The organism is Paenibacillus kobensis NBRC 15729 (assembly GCF_004000825.1).
In the GTDB taxonomy this organism is placed as follows: Bacteria; Bacillota; Bacilli; order Paenibacillales; family Paenibacillaceae; genus Paenibacillus_T; species Paenibacillus_T kobensis.
Map to the genome: position 1 here is coordinate 14064 of NZ_BILZ01000050.1, position 21010 is coordinate 35073.

General features: G+C 52.6%; 19 protein-coding genes. 17 read left to right on the forward strand and 2 right to left on the reverse strand.

Translation table 11 applies throughout. From position 1 onward, the window contains the following. The first annotated feature begins 10 nt into the window (after positions 1-10). The 11 genes from miaA to glnA all read left to right on the forward strand — a co-directional run bounded on the left by miaA (position 11) and on the right by glnA (position 11978). The gene (gene miaA, locus PKO01S_RS22250; protein WP_127533669.1) at positions 11-1018 is read left to right on the forward strand and encodes a tRNA (adenosine(37)-N6)-dimethylallyltransferase MiaA; all 1008 of its coding nucleotides are present in this window, start codon (positions 11-13) and stop codon (positions 1016-1018) included. Continuing rightward, positions 1002-1241 carry an RNA chaperone Hfq gene (hfq, locus tag PKO01S_RS22255; RefSeq protein ID WP_006036762.1) on the forward strand — a complete coding sequence of 80 codons (240 nt, stop codon included), beginning with the start codon at positions 1002-1004 and terminating at the stop codon, positions 1239-1241. The genes miaA and hfq overlap by 17 nt, the downstream gene beginning before the upstream one ends. Positions 1242-1397: 156 nt before the next feature. Continuing rightward, a complete protein-coding gene (locus PKO01S_RS22260) occupies positions 1398-3998 on the forward strand; it encodes a PBP1A family penicillin-binding protein (protein ID WP_127533644.1) in 2601 nt (866 codons plus the stop codon). 69 nt (positions 3999-4067) lie between these two features. Continuing rightward, positions 4068-4787 (forward strand): peptidylprolyl isomerase, encoded by a 720-nt coding sequence (locus PKO01S_RS22265; RefSeq protein WP_246070685.1) that lies wholly within the window; start codon positions 4068-4070, stop codon positions 4785-4787. A 231-nt stretch (positions 4788-5018) separates the two neighbouring features. Further along, positions 5019-5576, forward strand: a complete 558-nt coding sequence (locus PKO01S_RS22270; RefSeq protein WP_127533645.1) for a DUF402 domain-containing protein — start codon at positions 5019-5021, stop codon at positions 5574-5576. Then, on the forward strand, positions 5573-6274 hold the full coding sequence (locus tag PKO01S_RS22275; protein ID WP_127533646.1) for a YdcF family protein: 702 nt from the start codon (positions 5573-5575) through the stop codon (positions 6272-6274). The genes PKO01S_RS22270 and PKO01S_RS22275 overlap by 4 nt, the downstream gene beginning before the upstream one ends. 161 nt (positions 6275-6435) lie before the next feature. Beyond that, the gene (locus tag PKO01S_RS22280; protein WP_127533671.1) at positions 6436-7449 is read left to right on the forward strand and encodes an AAA family ATPase; all 1014 of its coding nucleotides are present in this window, start codon (positions 6436-6438) and stop codon (positions 7447-7449) included. Between the two features lie 24 nt (positions 7450-7473). Then, a complete protein-coding gene (hflX, locus tag PKO01S_RS22285) occupies positions 7474-8769 on the forward strand; it encodes a GTPase HflX (RefSeq protein ID WP_127533647.1) in 1296 nt (431 codons plus the stop codon). A gap of 21 nt (positions 8770-8790) precedes the next feature. Then, the gene (locus PKO01S_RS22290) at positions 8791-10074 is read left to right on the forward strand and encodes a methionine gamma-lyase family protein (RefSeq protein ID WP_407669693.1); all 1284 of its coding nucleotides are present in this window, start codon (positions 8791-8793) and stop codon (positions 10072-10074) included. 62 nt (positions 10075-10136) lie between these two features. Continuing rightward, positions 10137-10550, forward strand: coding sequence for a MerR family transcriptional regulator (locus PKO01S_RS22295; RefSeq protein ID WP_127533648.1), 414 nt, complete (start codon positions 10137-10139; stop codon positions 10548-10550). A gap of 99 nt (positions 10551-10649) precedes the next feature. Next, the gene (gene glnA / locus PKO01S_RS22300; protein ID WP_127533649.1) at positions 10650-11978 is read left to right on the forward strand and encodes a type I glutamate--ammonia ligase; all 1329 of its coding nucleotides are present in this window, start codon (positions 10650-10652) and stop codon (positions 11976-11978) included. Between the two features lie 239 nt (positions 11979-12217). Here glnA and lexA read toward each other — a convergent pair whose 3' ends face one another. Further along, a complete protein-coding gene (gene lexA, locus PKO01S_RS22305; RefSeq protein ID WP_127533650.1) occupies positions 12218-12841 on the reverse strand; it encodes a transcriptional repressor LexA in 624 nt (207 codons plus the stop codon). A gap of 187 nt (positions 12842-13028) precedes the next feature. On the opposite strand from lexA, the gene PKO01S_RS22310 reads away from it, so the two are divergent. The 5 genes from PKO01S_RS22310 (at position 13029) to PKO01S_RS22330 (ending at position 16723) form a co-directional block, all read left to right on the forward strand. Then, positions 13029-13424, forward strand: coding sequence for a LysM peptidoglycan-binding domain-containing protein (locus PKO01S_RS22310; RefSeq protein WP_164779709.1), 396 nt, complete (start codon positions 13029-13031; stop codon positions 13422-13424). Between the two features lie 628 nt (positions 13425-14052). Beyond that, complete coding sequence (locus tag PKO01S_RS22315; protein WP_127533652.1) at positions 14053-14256, forward strand: DUF896 domain-containing protein; 204 nt, start codon at positions 14053-14055, stop codon at positions 14254-14256. Between the two features lie 82 nt (positions 14257-14338). Next, on the forward strand, positions 14339-15331 hold the full coding sequence (locus PKO01S_RS22320) for an aldo/keto reductase (protein WP_127533653.1): 993 nt from the start codon (positions 14339-14341) through the stop codon (positions 15329-15331). A gap of 54 nt (positions 15332-15385) precedes the next feature. Then, positions 15386-15883: a hypothetical protein gene (locus tag PKO01S_RS22325; protein ID WP_127533654.1), complete on the forward strand. Its 498-nt coding sequence runs from the start codon at positions 15386-15388 to the stop codon at positions 15881-15883. 54 nt (positions 15884-15937) lie between these two features. Further along, positions 15938-16723, forward strand: a complete 786-nt coding sequence (locus PKO01S_RS22330) for an HAD family hydrolase (RefSeq protein WP_127533655.1) — start codon at positions 15938-15940, stop codon at positions 16721-16723. A gap of 83 nt (positions 16724-16806) precedes the next feature. Here the strand turns inward: PKO01S_RS22330 and PKO01S_RS22335 are convergent, their stop codons facing one another. Beyond that, positions 16807-17349 (reverse strand): 1,2-dihydroxy-3-keto-5-methylthiopentene dioxygenase, encoded by a 543-nt coding sequence (locus PKO01S_RS22335; protein WP_127533656.1) that lies wholly within the window; start codon positions 17347-17349, stop codon positions 16807-16809. 160 nt (positions 17350-17509) lie between these two features. Between PKO01S_RS22335 and metH the strand changes: the two genes are divergently transcribed. Then, positions 17510-20950, forward strand: a complete 3441-nt coding sequence (gene metH, locus PKO01S_RS22340) for a methionine synthase (protein ID WP_127533657.1) — start codon at positions 17510-17512, stop codon at positions 20948-20950. Positions 20951-21010: the final 60 nt, after the last annotated feature.

Here is a 21010-nt window from a genome sequence, read left to right on the forward strand (position 1 = left end):
ACTGAGTCCAATCTCCGCATCCGGGAAGCCGAGACTGCTCGTGCTGATCGGCCCGACAGCAGTCGGTAAAACCCAGCTGAGTCTGGACATCGCGAACGCGTATAATTGCGAAATTATTTCGGGCGATTCAATGCAGGTCTATCGGGGTATGGATATTGGTACGGCCAAAATCATGCCAGACGAACGCCAGGGGATTCCGCATCATTTGATCGATATCCGCAATCCGGAAGAGCCCTATTCGACCGCCGATTTTCAAGAGGATTGCCGCCGACTAATTGCCGACATTACGTCCAGGGGCAAAATCCCGTTCATCGTAGGCGGCACCGGCCTTTATATCGAATCGGTATGTTATGCCTATGAGTTCGCGGACCGCGGTTCCGATCCCGAGTACCGGCTTTCGCTTGAGCAGTACGCGGATGAACAGGGAGCGGAGGCGCTTCATGCGCTATTGGTGAAGGTTGATGAAGATTCTGCCGCACGGCTTCATCCGAACGACCGTCGCCGTATTATCCGCGCACTGGAGATCTATAAGCTGACCGGAGAGAGGATGTCGGAGCAGCTTGGCCGTCAGACGAAGACCTCTCCTTATGATCTATGTATAATAGGTCTCAATATGGAGCGTCAGAAACTGTACGAGAGAATTAATGAAAGAATCGAACTCATGATGGAGCAAGGATTGGAAGAAGAGGCACGAGTCATCATCGAATCCGGATTGCCTCATGATGCCGTATCTATGCAGGGACTAGGCTATAAGGAGTTTGTGCCCTACTTTGCAGGGGAATGCACGCTTCCCGAAGCGGTAGAGACGCTCAAACGCGACACGAGACGGTTCGCGAAGCGGCAGCTGTCGTGGTTCCGGCATATGAAAGATATTGACTGGGTCGAGGCGGATGAAAATTTTCACAACAAATTAGCGGCGGTTCATGCTATAATAGCAGGAAAGTTCGCGATAGGTCTTGAATATAATTCTAATCAATCTTTTTCGACGGGGGTATCGGCCAATGAACAAAACCATTAACATTCAGGATACGTTTTTGAACCAGCTGCGTAAAGACAGCGTCCCGGTCACAGTCTACTTGACCAATGGCTTCCAAATTCGTGGCGTCATTAAGGCATTCGACAATTTCACGATCGTAATTGATAGCGAAGGAAGACAGCAAATGGTTTACAAGCATGCCATCTCGACCTTTACGCCACAGCGCAACGTATCTTTGATGCAGGATCATTCGAACGATCACTAATACGCGCTGCAGCTTGCGATTGAAACCTTCGGCCGACCCGGTTCGTCTATTTGAATAGCGGATAATTGCGACAACCCGCTCTCTGAGTGGGTTGTTCTTTTCATTCGCGGGTAAAGATAGACGTAGAGACAGATCGTACAGGAGGGAGTCGTCATCATGACGGAGCAACCACGAAGTAGAAACGATAGAACGACAACAAGAAAGTCCACAAGAAAGTCAGGCAAGAAGAGACGGCTTTCGCCGAAGAAGCTGTTTATCATTTTATTCTTCTCGGCAGCGATAGCAGTTGTATGCGGCATCATCGGATATTTGTTCATCATACTGAACGGTGAGAGAATACTAACGGCGAATCAGGATAAGCTCATTCTTCCGGAAGCATCGCATGTGTACGATGCTAATAACAATGAAATCGCATCCTTATATAATGCGAACGTCGCTCGCGAGAACATTAGCCTCGACGAAATTCCGGAGTTGCAGCGCCAAGCATTCATTGCGACAGAGGATCAGCGCTTCTACCAGCACTCGGGCATCGATTACTTCTCGCTCGGCCGTGCGGCTGTGAAAGACGTCATCGCCCGAAGCAAAGTGGAGGGCGGCAGTACGATTACACAACAGCTGGCGAAGAACATATTCTTGACAGCTGATAAGACGTTCTTCCGCAAAGCGACGGAAGCATCGATCGCCATTGCGCTCGAGAACAATAAGACGAAGGATGAAATTCTCGAAATGTACCTGAACCGGATTCCTTTCGGCAAAGGCACCTATGGCATTAAGCAGGCATCGGAATATTACTTCGGCAAGGAACCGAAGGATTTGGAACTGTGGCAGATGGCGACACTCGCAGGCATTCCGAAAGCTCCAACGCGTTTAAACCCGATCAACGATCCGGAAGCTTCGCAAGCTCGCCGTGAGGTCGTGCTGAAGCTGATGTTCGATCAAGGGTACATTACGGCGGAGCAGAAGGAAGAGGCAGTGAACGCTGAGTATGATCCTGCAATGTCCAACGAGAAAGCAAATCCGCAGCTCTATCCGGCTTTCGTTGATTACGTCATCGATGAAGCGGTCGAGCAGAGCGGCATTAGCGAGGAAGAATTGCGGATCGGCGGCTACAAAATCTATACGACGCTTAATCCGACCGCACAAAAATCGGTGGAGAAACAATTCGCTGATGATGCAAACTTTGAGCAAAGTCCTGACGATATAAAGGTACAGGGATCCATGATTATTATGGATCATCGCAACGGCGAGATTCAGGCTATCGCGGGTGGGCGCGATTACCAGAAAAAAACGTGGAACCGGGTGACGAAGTCTAGACAGCCGGGCTCGTCATTCAAGCCGATTTCCGCGTATGGTCCTGCGCTCGAGTCTGGCAAATTCACGCCGAACTCAACCCTGAGGGACGATAAGCAATGTTTCGGTAACTATTGTCCGTCTGATTCCAATAAGTCGAAATATATCGGGCCTGTTAGTATGAAACAGGCGATTAAGGAATCGCGCAACCTGCCAGCGGTCTGGCTTCTCGATCAGATCGGCGTTGACAAAGGGCTCGATTTTGCGAAGAAGCTCGGATTCAACCTTAGCAAGGACGACCGCAATCTGGCCATTGCGCTAGGCGGTCTGACGAAAGGTGTCTCACCGCTTCAGATGGCAACAGCATACAGCGTGTTCGCCAACGACGGCAAGAGCGTCGACGCGCACTCGGTGAAGCGTATCGATAACCGGAACGATGATCCGGTGTATACGTACCATGCACCGCGAGCGAAGCAGTTGATCAAGGAGTCGACAGCGGCGGGATTGACAGAGATCATGCAAGGCGTAACCGAGCCGGGCGGTACGGGTACGAGAGCGAAGCTCGACCGTCCTGTCGCCGGCAAGACTGGCACGACGCAGCACGGTTTTAAAGATCTGAAATCGAGCGCCAACCGGGACGTCTGGTTCGTCGGGTACACGCCTGAATGGACAGCCGCAGTCTGGATGGGTTACGATAAGACGGACAAACAACATTTGCTGAAGAACAGCAGCGGTCAAGCAGCAGCCATGTTCGGTAAGGTCATGTCGGAAGCGATGAAGAACGTGCCGCGAGGAAGCTTCGGTAAGGCGCCGGTTCAGGAAGAGCCGGAGCAAACCGTTGCGGAACCGAAGCAAGTATCGGGTCTGTCCGTCAATTACGACGCGAATACGCATATCGCGAAGCTTAGCTGGCAGCCGGTCGAAGGCGATGCGATCACATACCGGCTCTACCGCAAAGAGACAAGCGAAGCTGAATTCAGTCGTTTGCTCGATTCTGCAGCGGGATCTACTGCTGAGGATATGAGCGTCGCGCCTGGCTTGTCGTATCAATACTATGTAACGGCCTATAACGCAGAGGCGAATCTCGAGAGCCGGCCATCTGCTGCAGTTGCTCTCGTCGTACCACCGGAAGAGCTTGAGCCGCAGCCGCCAGTAGAACAACCGACACCGCCAGATACGACCGTGCCGGAAGGCGAAGTAACACCGCCGGAAGGCGGAGGGACGATTCCGGATACCGGGAACGGAACCGGAACCGGCAACGGTACGAATAATGGCGGCGGGAATAACGGCAACGGCACAGGTAACGGCAGCGGGCAAGGAGACGGCACTGTTCCTGGCGGTACAACCCCAGACGGAACCGTAAGCGGCGGAACGCCAGCCGACGGCAGCCAGTCTCCATCAACGAACAATTCGTCTGGAGCCGGATCAAATCCTATCGTGCCGGATGTTGTTGTGCCAGCTCCGTAAGGCTAATGCTGCTTGTTGCACGAATGCTTGATCGCTAGGCTGAATTTGAAGAGAAGCGAGGAACTTCGAATGATGATTCACAAGCGTACACGTATACGATTCGGCATTCTTTTGTTGTCGCTCCTGCTGCTGGCGCTTGCCGCAGCAGGGTGCGGCAACAAGAAGGATGAGCCGGAATCGAAACAGGCGGCAAACGTAGAGCAAGTTGACGACTCACAGCAAGGATCGGGTTCGGCGAAGCAGGACGCTGCGGCCAAACAATGGGACAAGATGCCGGATATGTCCATCGATCCAAGCAAACAATACTCGGCGGTTTTCCATACGAACAAGGGTGAATTTACGGTCAACCTGTTCGCGGATGAAGCACCGACGACGGTAAACAGCTTTGTTTTCTTGGCGAAGAATAACTTCTATAATGGCATTACCTTTCACCGGATCATTGAGACGTTCATGATTCAAACCGGAGATCCGACCGGTACTGGCACGGGTGGGCCGGGATATAACATTCCGGACGAGCTAGGCTCGGACCATAAGTACGACGTAGGCACGGTTGCCATGGCCAACACCGGCATGCCGGATTCGGGCGGAAGCCAGTTCTTTATCTGTACAGGAGAAGTGTGCTCCAATCTGAACACTCAGCCGAATTATACGATCTTTGGACAGGTGACGGACGGGATGGATGCTGTCATGTCGATTGCCAAGACACCAGTTGTAATGGGCGAGGACGGAAATCCGTCCAAACCGACAGAGAAAGTGACGATCGATTCGATCGACATTATCGAGAAGTAGCCGGTTTATAAAGGGGAGAGCGCAGAGGCGTTCTCCTTTTTTATATGTCGCGGCATAAGCCCAGGCAGTTGGACAACAGAGCTTGGTTTATTTTGTGCGCTCGGTGGCTTTGAATCCTAAGATGTGGTAAGCTTTTTTTAAAGGAAAAAGGTTGGAAATTACGCGTACGATGGAGAGGCCGGCTGCTAGACGGCGGCTTTTTTCGCATCTTAACGGAAAGGTACGTTCCGCATGAAACGAAAATTTTCGGACCGGGCTAACTGGCGGCGTATACTGCGTAAGAGCTATATGTGTCTTACCATGGATGGAGACGAGTTCAGAGGACTCGTCACCTTTTATCGGATTCACGATTTACGCGAGCCGCTATGGAAGGAATATAACGGACGCCGTCTTTGTCTTGCAGACCGGGGCTACTTATGGATGCAGCACTTCCCGCGCGGCGAGCATTTTGTTGTGACGACGATGTTCGATGATAAAGGACGCGTCGTCCAATGGTATATCGACGTATGCAAAACGCAAGGAATGACGGATCAGCAAGTACCGTGGTTCGATGACTTGTACTTGGATATCGTCGTGCTGCCGACTGGTGAAGTATTCCTGCTCGACGAAGACGAGCTGGAAGACGCACTGCGCCAAGGAGAAGTGACATCCAAGGACGCCGCAATGGCGAGAAAGACGGCGGGACGTTTGCTGTCGGCGATTCGTAATGGCCGATTCCGCTATTTCACATTAAGTCTTAAACACCGCAAAAGCTTGTCCGAGCGGACAGGAGAGTTGAGCGAATCGTGAAGCGCGCATTAACGAAATCGACGAAACCGAGCAGCGGTCTGCGGAGAAACCGCAGGCGAAAGCCGCTGCTCGTTTTGTTCCGGCTTGTTTTATCGTTCGCTGTACTGGGTGTTCTCTGGTGCGGTTACATATTGTGGTCGATCAACAGCGTTACGATACCGAAGACGATACCGAAGGCCGATGTTGCAGTCGTGCTTGGCGCAGCGCTCTGGAACGACCGGCCAAGCCCCGGACTGAAAGAACGACTGGATCACGCATACGCGTTGTATAAAGAAGGCAAAACGGACAAGCTTATTCTGACAGGCGGTCTCGACCATAACGGTTCGAAGCTGACTGAAGCCGAAGGGATGCGTCGGTATTTGACCGGCTTAGGCGTTCCGCCCGACAAGTTGCTGCTGGAGCCGAAGGCGACTAGTACCTACGAGAATATGTTGTTCAGCAAAGCAATCATCGACCGCGAGAAGTTTAAGTCGGTCATCATTGTTACACATGATTATCACACAGCGCGTTCGAAGGAGATCGCGAAGTACGTCGGCATCGAACGTCCAGTCATGGCCCCGTTCAAGTCTGACGTATTGAAGCCGGTTTATAACGAGACGCGCGAGGTGCTTGCTTTTACGAAGTGGAAGGTCGATGCGGTGGCGATGCAATTCGGTGTCGAGATCAAAGTGCCGGAAATCGCTTATTTCAATCATTAGAAATATCCGTTCACGCTCGTCTGCCGATGCTCTGCAATGAAAAGCATACTGTTTGCCCGAATGCCCGAATATGCTGGTTATAGCGGCGGCAGCTGAAGCGCATGTCCGCGCCTTTGCAGCCGCCAGCAGCGACGGGATTGAAGGGACAGGTGATCGAGCGAATGAACAATCAAATCGCGTCAGGGGCGAAGAGCGGCACTCGGCCATCCCGCCAAATTAATGTAGTGCTACGAAGTCAAGAGAGCAGCAGCAGCACGGCAGCGCCATTGCCGGATAACGAGCCGATGCCGGCCGTTAAGCCGCTGCCGCCAGGCGATCATTATGCCGAAATCCAGCGCGAGCTGGATGTAATGATCGGCCTCGATAACGTAAAGTCGCTCGTATACGAAATATATGCTATGCTTCAGGTCGCCCACATGCGATCGGAAGCGGGCTTGAACAGCGGCGCACATGTGTACCATATGATCTTCAAGGGCAACCCCGGTACGGGAAAGACGACGATCGCAAGAATCGTCGCGAAGCTTCTTCAGAAGATGGGCGTGCTGACGAAAGGTCACCTTATCGAGGTGGAGCGTGCTGATCTCGTCGGCGAATATATCGGACACACGGCTCAGAAGACGCGGGATCTTGTCCGCAAAGCGTCGGGCGGCGTTCTGTTCGTCGATGAAGCGTACAGTCTGGCGCGAGGCGGCGAGAAAGATTTCGGCAAAGAAGCGATCGATACGCTTGTGAAGGCGATGGAAGATATGCGGACGCAGTTCGTACTTATCTTGGCTGGCTATCCGGCGGAGATCGATCATTTTCTGCTTACGAATCCCGGGTTGCCTTCAAGGTTTCCGATTCAGATTGATTTCCCGGACTATACGGTGGATCAGTTGATTCAGATCGCGGAGCTGATGGCGAAGGATCGGGATTATACGCTGCTGCCTCAATCGCTGTTCAAGCTGCGGCAGCATTTGATGCAGGAGAAACAAATGAGTCTCTTCTCATTCAGCAATGCCCGGTACGTTAGGAATATGATCGAGAAGGCGATTCGTCATCAAGCCGTGCGCTTGTTAACCCAGTATTCGAACAGTGTGCCGGGCAAGCAAGAGCTGATGTCTATTCGGCCCGAGGATTTGAAGGTGGACGTACCGGCTAGCGGAAGCGGCAGAAGAGACGGCATAATAGGGTGAATAAAGGAGCTCAGAGAGCCATTCATGAAACATACTACGCATGAAGTAGATAACGGAATCGCAGACCGTGCGGTACTAGTAAGCTTAGTAACGCCGGATGTGAAGCGGAGCGGCATGAACCCGGAACAATCGCTCGACGAACTTGTCAACCTGGCGGAGACAGCAGGCGTGGAAGTGCTGACGACGATGACGCAGAACAAGGAATCGGTCGATACGAAGTGGTTTATCGGCAAAGGGAAGGTTGAGGAGCTTCGTGCTGCGGCGGAAGAGCTTGGCGCAACGACAGCTATCTTCGATCAAGAGCTATCGGGGGCACAAGTTCGCAACCTGGAAGAAGCGCTTGATATGAAGATCATCGACCGGACGCAGCTCATTCTTGATATATTCGCGCAGCGCGCCAAGACGCGGGAAGGTATTCTTCAGGTTGAGCTGGCTCAGCTCAGCTATTTATTGCCGCGTCTATCCGGCCATGGCAAAAATCTGTCCCGACTCGGAGGCGGCATCGGTACGCGCGGTCCCGGCGAGACGAAGCTGGAGACGGACCGCCGTCACATTCGAGACCGAATTTCGGACCTGAAGCATTCGCTGGAGGAAGTCGTCCGCCACCGGAAGCTTCACCGGGAACGCCGCAAGAAGTCAGGCGTCTTTCAAGTGGCGCTTGTCGGGTACACGAATGCAGGCAAATCAACGCTCCTGCGAGAGTTGACGGATGCTGATGTGTATGTTGAGAATCAATTGTTTGCCACGCTTGATCCGACTTCTCGTACGCTGGAACTGCCTAGCGGTAAGGAGATCGTTTTGACGGATACGGTAGGTTTTATTCAAAATCTGCCGCATGATCTCGTTGCTGCATTCCGCGCGACGCTAGAAGAAGTGAACGAAGCAGATCTCGTGCTGCATGTCGTGGACAGCTCGTCGCCGACGCGCAATGAGCATATGGTTGTCGTAGAGGAAGTGCTGGGTCAGCTCGGTGCAGCAGGCAAGCCTACGATCGTCATATATAATAAGAAAGATATGTGCCCGCCCGATGAGCGGATGACGTTGCCGGACGGCGGCGATGCAATGGTCGTCAGTGCTTATGAAGAGGCGGATCTTGCAAGACTGAAGCAAACATTACAGGACCGGCTCGCCGGCGATACGCGGACGTTCGCGATTCCGGCTGAGCGCGGCGATCTTATTGCACTCGTCTACCGGACAGGAGAAGTGAAAAGTCAGGATGTCGACGGAGAGCGGCTCCTGCTCACGGTCGAAGTGAACAAACAAGATTTCGAGAAGCACGCACGCACGCTGGAGCCGTTCCTGGAGCAGCCGGCTACATAGAGAGGGAGAGAATCAATCGTTATGCATCAAGATATGACGGTATGGACACACTTGGAAAGTTGGGCGGAGGCGGCCGAACGGCGCGTCTCCGCTTCTTTTGCGCGACTGGATAAAACAGCTGAACGCAATCAGTGGAAAGTAATTCGAGCATTCCAGCAGCATAAGGTAAGTGATTTTCATTTCAATGGTTCGACGGGATACGGGTATAACGACCGCGGACGCGAAGTACTCGACCTCGTATACGCCGACGTATTCGGTGCGGAAGCGGCGCTCGTTCGTCCGCATTTCGTATCGGGTACGCATACGATCGGCACAGCGCTGTTCGGCGTGCTGCGGCCCGGCGATGAACTGCTGTATGTGACAGGGCGCCCATACGATACGCTGCACAAAGTGATCGGCAAGCCCGGCGACGGTACCGGATCGCTGCAAGATTGGGGAATCGGGTATGGCGAAGTGGCTTTGCTGCCGGACGGAACGGTCGATTGGGACGGCGTTGCCGCACAGATGAACGAACGCACGAAGGTCGTAGGCATTCAGCGGTCGCGCGGTTACGATTGGCGTTCATCCTTTACCGTTGAGCAGATCGGTGAGATGGTGAGCCGTCTGAAGGCGATAAAGCCCGATGTCATTGTGTTCGTCGATAACTGTTACGGCGAATTTACGGAATTGACGGAGCCGACTGAGGTTGGCGTCGATCTGATGGCTGGTTCGCTCATCAAAAATCCGGGAGGCGGCATCGCGGCAACGGGCGGCTATATCGCCGGTAAAGCGGATCTCGTTGAGGCAGCCGCGTACCGGCTGACGGCTCCTGGCATTGGCGGCGAAGTCGGCGCAATGCTCGGCACCATGCGAGGCATGTATCAGGGACTATACTTCGCTCCGCATACAGTCGGACAAGCACTTAAGGGCTCGGTATTCGCGTCGGCATTGTTCGAAATGCTTGGCTTCGAGACCAAGCCAGCATGGGATGAACCGCGCACCGATCTAATTCAAGCGATCCGTTTCGGCAGTGCCGACCATTTGATCGCGTTCGTTCAAGGCATTCAGAAAGCAGCAGCCGTGGACTCACATGTCGTTCCGGAACCGTGGGATATGCCGGGATACGAACACCCCGTCATTATGGCAGCTGGAACGTTCATTCAAGGCGGCAGTCTCGAGCTTTCTGCTGATGCGCCAATTCGTGAGCCTTACATTGCCTACATGCAGGGCGGCTTAACGTATGGGCATGTGAAATTTGGTGTACTAACGGCGTTAAGCCGCATGGCTGAACGCGGAATATTAACAATCAACCCTTCCACAACTTGACGTGTCATGTCAGCAACGTTACAATAAAGGCATATCTCGGCTACTGGAAGGTTGATGCGAACATGGGTGACGAAATACGGAGAAACATGGCGCTTTTTCCGATAGGGATCGTCATGAAGCTCACGGATTTGACCGCTCGACAAATTCGCTATTATGAGCAGCATGAGCTGATTGTTCCGGCGCGTACGTCAGGCAATCAACGGTTGTTCTCTTTTAATGATGTCGAGCGTCTGCTGGAGATCAAATCGCTAATCGAGAAGGGCGTCAACATCGCGGGCATTAAGCAAGTGATGAATCCGCTCAACACGGAATCCGAAGAAGCAACGGTCATGAGCGAGCAATCCGAAGTGAAGCGCCGCGAATTGTCGGACGCTCAGCTGCATCGGATGCTTAAGCAGCAATTGCTTGAGAAGCGGCCTGGAGGCAAGGCGTCGCTTATTCAAGGCCAGCTCTCCCGTTTCTACAACAAGCATTAAAGCGCTGTCATTTATGAATACGATGCATCATGGCTTCTTACTGCGAGTACCACTGACTTTACGATAATCTAAATTAGATGCGAAGAAGGAGATGATCTCGTGGGCTTTACAAAAGAGGACATCCTGCGTATTACGAAAGAAGAGAACGTCAGATTCATCCGTCTGCAGTTCACCGACTTGCTCGGTACAATCAAGAACGTCGAAATTCCGGTCAGCCAATTAGAGAAGGCGCTGGATAACAAAATGATGTTCGACGGCTCTTCCATCGAAGGCTATGTACGGATCGAAGAATCCGACATGTACTTGTATCCGGACCTCGATACGTGGGTCGTCTTCCCTTGGGTTACGGAAGATCGCGTCGCAAGACTGATCTGTGATATCTATATGCCGGACGGCACGCCGTTCGCTGGCGATCCTCGCGGCATTCTGAAACGTGTGCTGAAGGAAGCCGAGGAGATGGGCTATTCCTCCATGAACGTTGGGCCAGAACCAGAGTTCTTCTTGTTCAAAACGGACGAGAAAGGTAATCCGACGACGGAGCTTAACGACCAAGGCGGATACTTCGACCTTGCACCGATGGACCTTGGCGAGAACTGCCGCCGCGAAATCGTGTTGACGCTGGAAGAGATGGGCTTCGAGATCGAAGCATCCCACCACGAAGTGGCGCCTGGCCAGCACGAAATCGACTTCAAATATGCCGACGCGATCAAAGCGGCGGACCAAATTCAAACGTTCAAGCTCGTCGTTAAGACGGTTGCTAGACAGCACGGCCTGCATGCGTCGTTCATGCCGAAGCCGCTGTTCGGCGTCAACGGCTCCGGCATGCACTGCCACCAGTCGTTGTTCCAAGGCGACAAGAACGCATTCTACGACGAGAGCGACAAGCTTGGCCTCAGCCAAACCGCCCGCTATTACATGGCTGGCATCCTGCATCACGCTCGTGCTTATGCGGCGATTACGAACCCTACGGTCAATTCGTACAAGCGTCTCGTTCCCGGCTATGAAGCGCCATGTTACGTAGCATGGTCTGCAAGCAACCGCAGCCCGATGGTTCGTATTCCGGCTTCGCGCGGCCTTAGCACCCGGATCGAAGCTCGTAACCCGGATCCAGCTGCGAACCCTTATCTTGCGCTTGCAGTTATGCTGAAAGCCGGCTTGGATGGCATTAAGAACCGGATGTCGCTGCCGGCGCCGGTCGACCGCAACATTTATATCATGAGCGAAGAAGAGCGAATCGAAGAGGGCATTCCAAGCTTGCCTGGCGATTTGGCAGAAGCGTTGCAAGAGCTGCTCCGCAGCGAAGTGATCTGCGATGCGCTCGGCGAGCACGCACTTGCTCACTTCTACGAACTGAAAGAAATCGAGTGGGATATGTACCGGACGCAAATCCACCAATGGGAACGCGACCAATACCTTACTCTCTATTAGAATTCAAACGACACGGACGATTCGACATCGTCCGTGTTTTCTTTTGTTCATTTGTTTATTATGTTGTTGGTTATTCTATTGAGTATGCCAAATGACTGACGTCACTTCTGAATAAACACTGACATGAACTAAAATATAAAACACCTGAAGACATATTGGTGTAAGCAAATAGCCCGCATTGTTCTCATCAGCTTGTCCGATGGAACGATGCGGGCTATAGGTCATGCAAGGGATATACTTTAATGAATGTCGCGGAACAGTCCGATGACCTTGCCGAGAATCGTTACGTGCTTCAAACGAAGCGGCTCCATTGTCGGGTTCTGCGGCTGCAGACGGATATGATCCTTCTCTTTATAGAACGTCTTAACCGTCGCTTCGTCTTCTTCTGTCATCGCGACGACGATATCGCCGTTCGTTGCCGTCGGCTGTTGGCGTACGATGACGTAGTCGCCGTTATGAATGCCGGCTTCAATCATCGAGTCGCCCATGACATTAAGGATGAACACATCATGATCGCCGACCATATGGGTTGGAAGCGGGAAGTAGTCCTCGATGTTCTCGGTTGCTGTAATAGGTACGCCTGCCGTTACTTTACCGACGACCGGCACCTTGGCATAAGAGAGCGAGAAGGAGCCCGTGCTCTCGACGTCGCCGTCTAGTATCTCGATTGCGCGCGGCTTCGTTGGGTCGCGGCGGATAAAGCCTTTCTTCTCCAACCGGTCCAAGTGGCCATGAACGGTGGAGCTGGAGGCGAGACCGACCGCTTCGCCGATTTCTCGAACGGAAGGCGGATAGCCTTTATCCCGAACTTCGTTCTTGATAAATTCAAGAATCGCCTGCTGGCGGTTGGAAAGCTTCGACACCATCATCACTCCAAAGGTAAGATTATAGCAAATTATAACACAGAACCGGAGTTCGTACAAACATAAGTTCGTTCGCACATTCGTTCGCACATAAAAGGGAACAAATGTTCCGAAATCTTGTTGACCCGAACAATTGTTCGTGGTATATTATGGACAACAAGAACAAATGTTTGGGGTGCTGATGAAGATGAGAGAAATGACAGCAGTTTATTATAGAAGTAACAATGGAACGGCTAGAACGGTACGTTCGGCAGGTCGGATCCAAGCTGGACGGCTGAATAAGAAACAAGCAGAGGCTGTTCGTGCAGTATTAAGATGGGGATTTGCAATTGGCTTCGCGATTATTCTGTTCTGCGGCGCACTGCTTGTAATGTCAGATGCATCGGGGGAACATCCTGCTGAGCCAATGGAAGGTGAAGCGGTTGTATACGTAGCTCCTGGTGACACGTTGTGGAGTATTGCCTCCAGTACGATCGGTCATAAGGATGATATTCGTGAGCGTGTCTATGAGATTAAGAAGCGCAACAATATGCAATCGGGGATGCTGAAGTCGGGTCAGAAGCTGATTATTCCGAACTCGTAGTATATTGTATACCACCGGTTTCCTTTAATTGATTCAGGTCTCAGTTCGATGACTGAACTAATAGGATACGATTCATACGGATGAGCTGAGAGTGTACATATCTCAGCTCATCCGTTTTGTTTTTAAACATCGTTCAACGTTTGTGCCCGGCTCACCATCTGAACAAGATAACATGATGCATTCATTGAATATTATTTGGTATCAATTATATGCACGCGGTTCGGATGATGATTATTCGGAGAAACTGGAGATGTTTCTCAATCAAGCCAGACAGAACTAAAGGATAGCGGCGACCCAAATATACAGCGGCTTGTAAAAGACTTTATAGGTCCATACTGCCGCTATTTCTAATTTAATGAGAAGTTTCAAGATAATGCTTCGATGTACAGGCGGCGTATCGGGTGGTTATTCTATTACCTATCAAGGGACGGCAACGGAGCACAGCGATCGTCAGAACATTCGCCTGCGCAGCTGCCTCTACCCGCACATATACCATTTATCCAACAACCCCTATGTTTCTTGCAGGAATACGTGTTGTCAAGCCTGCTCAAACCTTGACAATCGAATAGCGAAAATGTCAAAGTAATAAGAAGTGCAAAAATGACTGACCCGAAAGGAGAATCGTAAAATGGAAGAACTAATTGCGCGGATAAACGAATTGTCCCGTAAACATAAAACGGTAGGCTTGACCGAAGCGGAGACAGAGGAGCGGGCGCAACTGCGGCGCAAGTATCTTGAAGTGTTCAAAGGCAATTTCCGCAACCAGCTTGACTCGATCAAGTGGGAAGGCGAGGGAGAAGACGGCGGAGAGGAGCCGCGGATTAAGCATTAATCCGCAATAGGGCGAAACGTAAGACGTCTGGGAGCGTAACCGATAGAATGAAATACGAGAACGAGATGCAGGAGGGGAAAATATGAAATACGGTTTATTGGGGAACAGCGGTATTGCTGTATCGGAATTGTGCCTCGGCACAATGACGTTCGGCAATACGACGGATGAGCAGCAATCGCTTCGAATGATGGATCAATTCGTCGAACTTGGCGGCAACTTCCTGGATACGGCGAACGTATACGTAGGCGGACGTTCGGAAGAAATCGTCGGCAAGGCGATTAAACCGCGACGTTCGGAGCTTATTCTCGCAACGAAAGTACGGTTTCCTACCGCAAGCCACGTGAACGGCGGCGGATTGTCCCGCAAACATATTTTCGAATCGGTGGAGGCCAGCCTAACCCGGCTCGGTACCGATTACATAGACCTATATCAAGTGCATACTTGGGACCAGGCGACGCCGATTGAAGAAACGCTTCGGGCGCTGGACGATTTGGTCGCTTCCGGCAAAGTCCGTTATATCGGATGTTCCAACTTCTATGCTTGGCATTTGATGAAGTCGCTCGCCGTGAGCGATGCACGCGATTATGCCCGTTTCGTATCCATTCAGCAGCAATACAGCTTAGTTAGCCGCGATATGGACCGCGAGCTGCTCGAGCTTTGCCTCGAGGAGAACATTGCTATCATCCCGTGGGCGCCGATTGGCGGGGGATTCTTGACGGACCGTTATGGCAAAGAGTATCCGACGGAAGGACGACTTGCGAATCCGAACGGCGGCGAGAGCTCATGGACTGTTCGCGGTACGGAACGCAACTTCGCGATCCGGGAGGCTGTGCAGCAAGCCGCCGAAGAGCTTGGCCGCACGACGGCGCAAGTGGCGCTTCGCTGGTTGTTGCAGCGGCAAGGCATTACATCGCCGATCTTCGGCGCGCGGACGCTTGAACAATTCGAGGACAACATGGGCGCGGTCGGCTGGGAAATGCCTGATGACGTATGGGCTAAGCTCGATGAAGTCAGCTCGCTTCCTTCCGAGTATCCGAAACGTTTCATTACGAAGTTCAGCAGAGGTCTTAAGTAGGAGTCAATTCGGCAACTTGACTCGAAGGCAGAAGGTTAGAGGAGGACATCATTCGTGTCACGTTCTTGGGAGCGCAAAGTGCGCAGCAATATGAATAATCTGAATAAACAACGTAAGAAGCAAGGCTTGCAATCGGTAGTGCCATCGGCGGAAAAATCCGATACATATAAGGGGCGCAGCTTTATCGGGCCCATTTTACTCGTCTTGCTAACGGCGATGTACGCGATCGTCGTCGGCAATGATAATGAGTCGAACCTTTACTGGGTAACGATCGCATTATACTTATTCTTGGCTCTGATGCTGTTCGTTCGCCGCCCGTACGTGAAGGTTGCAACAGATAATGTTCAGACGCGCAAGTTTTCCGGTCACAAAACGCTGCAAGCAGCGGATATCAAATCGATTACGGCTTCGAGCGGCTACGTGGTCATCGAACGCCATCGCGGCGGCAACTGGGTATTCTCCCAGTTCGTGAACCGTTATCCGACGGACAAGCTCGCTGAGCGGCTGCAAGCTTTCGCGAAGCAGCACCAACTTCCTTTTAACACCAAATAATTTATGTTCGTTCAATAATCGTTGAATGTTCAATCAGGGAGAGACGACAGACAAATGGCTAAGAAAGCAGTATTATTCGACTTGGATGACACTTTGCTATGGGATGACCGCAGCGTTCAGGAGGCGTTCGACGCAACTTGCCGTTATGCGGCTGAGAAGACGGGCGTAGACGCAGCCAAGCTGGAAGAAGCCGTTCGCAGCGAAGCGCGCGCACTGTATGAGTCGTATGAAACGTTCGCGTTCACGAAGATGATCGGCATTAACCCGTTCGAAGGTATGTGGGGCAATTTCACGGGAGGCGAACTCGAGTCGTTCCGTAAAATGCAGGCGCTCGCGCCAGGCTATCGCAGAGATTCATGGACGCGCGGCCTTGCGGCATTGGGCATCGAAGACGCAGCTCTTGGCGCGGAGCTTGCAGAGATGTTCCCGGCTGAACGCCGTTCCCGTTCGTACGTATACGAGGAGACGTTCCGTCTGCTGGACCGTCTGAAAGGCAAGTACAAGCTGCTGCTGCTGACGAATGGTTCGCCTGACCTGCAGCAAGAGAAGCTGGACGGCGTGCCGGATCTCGTGTCTTATTTCGATCACATTATTATTTCTGGAGCGTTCGGCGAAGGCAAGCCGGCGGCATCGATTTTCCGCCATGCGATGGACAAGCTCGGCATTGAACCGGAAGACGGCGTTATGGTCGGGGACAAGCTGACGACCGATATTCTCGGCGCGAACACGGTCGGCATGACGTCCGTGTGGATCAACCGTCACGGTATGAAACGCACCGATGAAATTGTGCCGGCATACGAGATTTCGCATCTGGAGCAGCTCCTTCCGATTATTGAATAACGGCGGATTCTGGCGCGATCGATAACGAAAAGCCCGCAACCGATTGGTTGCGGGCTTTCTCATGCTGCAATATAAGGAAAGCATTATGCTTTCTTGAATGTAGGGTCTGCGAACGGATGAGCGATCCAGCCGTCCGTCTCGATGAACAGACGAACTGCAACGATCTTCTTGTTGTCCATCAGCGTGAAGAAGTGGGGCGTGTTCTCCGGTACGGAGATGATGTCGCCCGGCTCAAGTTCGACGTCGAAGTAGCCGATATCGTCGGAGCCTTTAATAATAAAGATGCCTCGTCCGCCAACGATGGCACGGATTTCGTCTTCGGTATGCGTATGGACATCCTCGAATTTTTTGAGCAGATCTTCGAGGTTAGGCGTCGATTCCGACAGCGTGATGATATCCCATGTCTGGTAGCCGCGGCGAGCGGCAAGGTCGCGGATCTCGTCGTCGAATGCGGCGAGAATTTCGGCTTTCTCTTCGTTCGAGAGCGTAAATTTCTCTTTCAATTGTGCCGGGAGCTTCGACATGTCCCATTGCTCATATAATACATTTTGTTTCGATAGGAACTCGCCGACGTTGACATCGCCTTGAATGCGTTCGTTCGTGTTGCGGATGCGAATTTCAGCCATGACACATTCCCTCTTTTCCTATTGGAATAAAAATATCGATCATCTAGCCTATATTATAAAGCAAAAAAAACCGCATGTCGACCAATTGTCCTTTTCACTTGTGGACCTTTCTGGTAGACTAAATGTTAATGATTTTTGTCGAAAGTGATGTGGTGTAAGCGTGACGAAACCGAGCCTAAAACAACTAATGCAAGAACGCATTCTCATTATGGACGGCGCAATGGGTACGATGATTCAGCAAGCAGATCTTACAGCAGAAGATTTCGGCGGCGAAGAGCTGGATGGTTGTAACGAATTGCTCGTTCTGACTCGTCCTGACGTTATTCAATTGATTCATGAACAATACTTGGAAGCCGGCGCGGACATTCTGGAAACGAACACGTTCGGATCAACCAGCGTCGTTCTTCAAGAGTACGATATTCCGGAGAAGGCGCGCGAGCTCAATCTCGTCGCAGCTAAGCTCGCAGTCGATGCGGCGAAGAAATACTCGACGCCTGATAAGCCGCGTTACGTTGCTGGCGCAATGGGTCCGACGACGAAGACGTTGTCCGTTACCGGCGGCGTTACGTTCGATCAGCTCGTCGAAAGCTATCAAGAGCAGGCAGTCGCACTGATCGAAGGCGGCGTTGATGCGCTGCTGCTTGAGACAAGCCAAGATACGCTGAACGTCAAAGCCGGCAGCATCGGCATCCGTCAAGCGTTCGAAGAGACGGGCATTGAACTGCCGATCATGATCTCAGGCACAATTGAGCCAATGGGCACAACGCTTGCAGGCCAGACAATCGAATCCTTCTATTTGTCGCTGGAGCATCTGAAACCCATCTCGATCGGTCTGAACTGTGCGACGGGACCAGAGTTTATGCGCGATCATATCCGTACGCTGAACGATATTTCGAAGGCAGCGATCAGTTGCTATCCGAATGCCGGTCTGCCGGATGAGAACGGACAATACCATGAAACGCCGGAATCCTTAGCTGCGAAGATGGCGGGATTCGCGGAGAGCGGCTGGCTGAACGTGGCGGGGGGTTGCTGCGGCACGACTCCGGCTCATATTAAAGCGATGGCGGAGACGATGGCAAAACATGCGCCGCGCCGCAAAGAAGGCGAGCATCTTCCGGCTGTTACCGGCATCGATACGGTCTATATCGAAGATGCGAACCGCCCGATCATGGTCGGTGAGCGGACGAACATTTCCGGTTCGCTTCGCTTCAAGCGTCTGATTAAGGAAGGCTCTTTCGACGAAGCATCGGAGATTGCCCGTTCCCAAGTGAAGAATGGCGCTCAAGTGATTGACATCAACCTTCAGGATACCGATGTGGACGAGGAATACGCCGTTCACCAGTTCATTCCGCAGGTTGTGAAGAAGATCAAAGCACCGCTCATGCTGGACTCGACTTATGACCATATTATTGAGCTCGGTCTGAAATATTCGCAAGGCAAAGCCATCATCAACTCGATTAACTTGGAAGACGGCGAGTCGAAGTTCGAGAAAATCGTGCCGCTCATGCATAAGTACGGCGCAGCTGTCGTCTGTATTCTGATCGACGAGAGCGGACAAGCGGTATCCCGCCAAGCGAAGATGGAAGTGGCAGACCGCTCGTACGATCTACTGGTCAATAAGTATGGCGTTACGCCGGAAGATATTATTTTTGACCCGAATATGTTCCCGGTTGGCTCCGGCGACCCGCAGTATATCGGTTCTGCTGTTGAGACGATCGAAGGCATTCGGATGATCAAGCAGAAGTATCCTCGCGCGAAGACGATTCTCGGCCTCAGCAATATCTCGTTCGGCTTGCCGCCGGCGGGCCGCGAAGTGCTGAACTCGGTCTACCTGTACGAGTGCACGAAAGCCGGTCTCGACTACGCTATCGTCAACTCCGAGAAGCTGGAGCGTTACGCATCCATTCCGGCTGAAGAGCGGAAGCTGGCGGAAGATCTGATCTTTAACACGAACGACGAGACGCTGGCTCTGTTCGTAGCCGCGTTCCGCGACAAGACGGTCGTGAAGAAAGAGAAAGCTTCCAACTTGACGCTGGAAGAACGTCTTGCTTCCTATGTCGTCGAAGGGACGAAGGAAGGTTTGCTCGCGGATCTCGACGAAGCGCTGACGAAGTACGCGCCGCTGGCGATCATTAACGGTCCGCTTATGGCAGGCATGGAAGAAGTCGGCCGTCTGTTTAACGCGAACGAGCTGATCGTTGCCGAAGTTCTGCAGAGCGCGGAAGTGATGAAGGCGTCCGTCGCGCACTTGGAACCGCACATGGAGAAGTCGGAATCGTCGGTTAAGGGGAAAATTATTCTCGCAACCGTTAAAGGCGACGTGCACGATATCGGCAAAAACCTCGTGGAAATCATTTTGTCGAACAATGGTTATCAAATCATCAACCTTGGTATCAAGGTTCCGCCTGAACAACTGATCGAGGCATACCGCAAAGAAAAGGCAGACGCAATCGGGTTGTCTGGTCTACTCGTCAAGTCAGCTGCCCAGATGGTCATTACAGCGCAAGACTTGCGCAATGCGGGCATTGATGCGCCGATTCTGGTCGGCGGTGCTGCGCTTACGCGCAAATTCACGAAGACGCGTATCGCACCGGAGTATGACGGACTTGTCCTATATGCGAAGGATGCCATGGACGGACTCGATATCGCGAACAAGCTCGTTAACCCGACTCACCGGGAAGTGATCGAGCAAGAGCATGAGGCGCTTCGCGCTTCGGGCTTCGGGATTACGGAAGAGCCGAAGGCAATGCCGGAGCTGTCGCGCGCCGTTCGTTCGAACGTTGCGACGGATGTGCCGGTATTGGCGCCTCCTGATTTGGAGCGCCACGTCCTGCGTAATATCCCGATCCCGCAAGTTGTTCCGTACGTGAACATGCAGACGCTGATCGGTCACCATCTCGGCTTGAAAGGCAATTTCGATAAGCTGATCGCTCAAGGCGACGCGAAGGCGGAGCATCTGAAGGAAACGGTGGACGGCATCATTCGCGATGCGGCGGCGACGGGATCGATTAAGGCGCACGCGATGTACCGGTTCTTCCCGGCCCAATCGTCCGGCAACGACATTATCGTCTATGATTCTGCGGATCACACGAAAGTGCTGCACCGGTTCTCGTTCCCTCGCCAGAATGTCGAGCCGTTCCTGTGCTTGGCGGACTTCCTCCGCTCGGTGGAAAGCGGCGAGATGGATTATGTCGGGTTCCTCGTCGTCACGGCGGGTCACGGCATCCGCGATCGTGCGGAGCAGTACAAAGAGAACGGCGATTACCTGCTCTCCCATGCGATCCAAGCGACGGCGATCGAGCTGGCAGAAGGCCTCGCAGAGCGCGTGCATCATATTATGCGGGACATCTGGGGCATTCCGGATCCGGTCGACATGACGATGGCGCAGCGCCACGGTGCCCGTTACCGCGGCATCCGTGTATCGTTCGGTTATCCGGCATGTCCGAATCTGGAGGATCAAGGTCCTCTGTTCGCACTGATGAAGCCAGAGGATATCGGCGTCGAGCTGACGGAAGAGTTCATGATGGAGCCCGAAGCATCTGTCTCCGCGATGGTGTTCGCTCATCCGGAAGCCCGTTACTTCAACGTCGACAAAGCATAACGATAGCAGCCTCAGCCTCCGGGCACCGCCGAATCGAGGCGGTGGCCCGGAGGTTTTTAT

What these genes read in the sequence shown, in the direction of transcription:
- PKO01S_RS22310 (WP_164779709.1), top strand. Translation starts at nt 13,029, where the DNA reads ATGAGAGAAATGACAGCAGTTTATTATAGAAGTAACAATGGAACGGCT.
- PKO01S_RS22335 (WP_127533656.1), bottom strand. Translation starts at nt 17,349, where the DNA reads ATGGCTGAAATTCGCATCCGCAACACGAACGAACGCATTCAAGGCGAT.
- PKO01S_RS22265 (WP_246070685.1), top strand. Translation starts at nt 4,068, where the DNA reads ATGATGATTCACAAGCGTACACGTATACGATTCGGCATTCTTTTGTTG.
- PKO01S_RS22280 (WP_127533671.1), top strand. Translation starts at nt 6,436, where the DNA reads ATGAACAATCAAATCGCGTCAGGGGCGAAGAGCGGCACTCGGCCATCC.
- PKO01S_RS22315 (WP_127533652.1), top strand. Translation starts at nt 14,053, where the DNA reads ATGGAAGAACTAATTGCGCGGATAAACGAATTGTCCCGTAAACATAAA.
- PKO01S_RS22290 (WP_407669693.1), top strand. Translation starts at nt 8,791, where the DNA reads ATGCATCAAGATATGACGGTATGGACACACTTGGAAAGTTGGGCGGAG.
- PKO01S_RS22330 (WP_127533655.1), top strand. Translation starts at nt 15,938, where the DNA reads ATGGCTAAGAAAGCAGTATTATTCGACTTGGATGACACTTTGCTATGG.
- PKO01S_RS22270 (WP_127533645.1), top strand. Translation starts at nt 5,019, where the DNA reads ATGAAACGAAAATTTTCGGACCGGGCTAACTGGCGGCGTATACTGCGT.
- PKO01S_RS22295 (WP_127533648.1), top strand. Translation starts at nt 10,137, where the DNA reads ATGGGTGACGAAATACGGAGAAACATGGCGCTTTTTCCGATAGGGATC.
- PKO01S_RS22320 (WP_127533653.1), top strand. Translation starts at nt 14,339, where the DNA reads ATGAAATACGGTTTATTGGGGAACAGCGGTATTGCTGTATCGGAATTG.
- hfq (WP_006036762.1), top strand. Translation starts at nt 1,002, where the DNA reads ATGAACAAAACCATTAACATTCAGGATACGTTTTTGAACCAGCTGCGT.
- PKO01S_RS22260 (WP_127533644.1), top strand. Translation starts at nt 1,398, where the DNA reads ATGACGGAGCAACCACGAAGTAGAAACGATAGAACGACAACAAGAAAG.
- hflX (WP_127533647.1), top strand. Translation starts at nt 7,474, where the DNA reads ATGAAACATACTACGCATGAAGTAGATAACGGAATCGCAGACCGTGCG.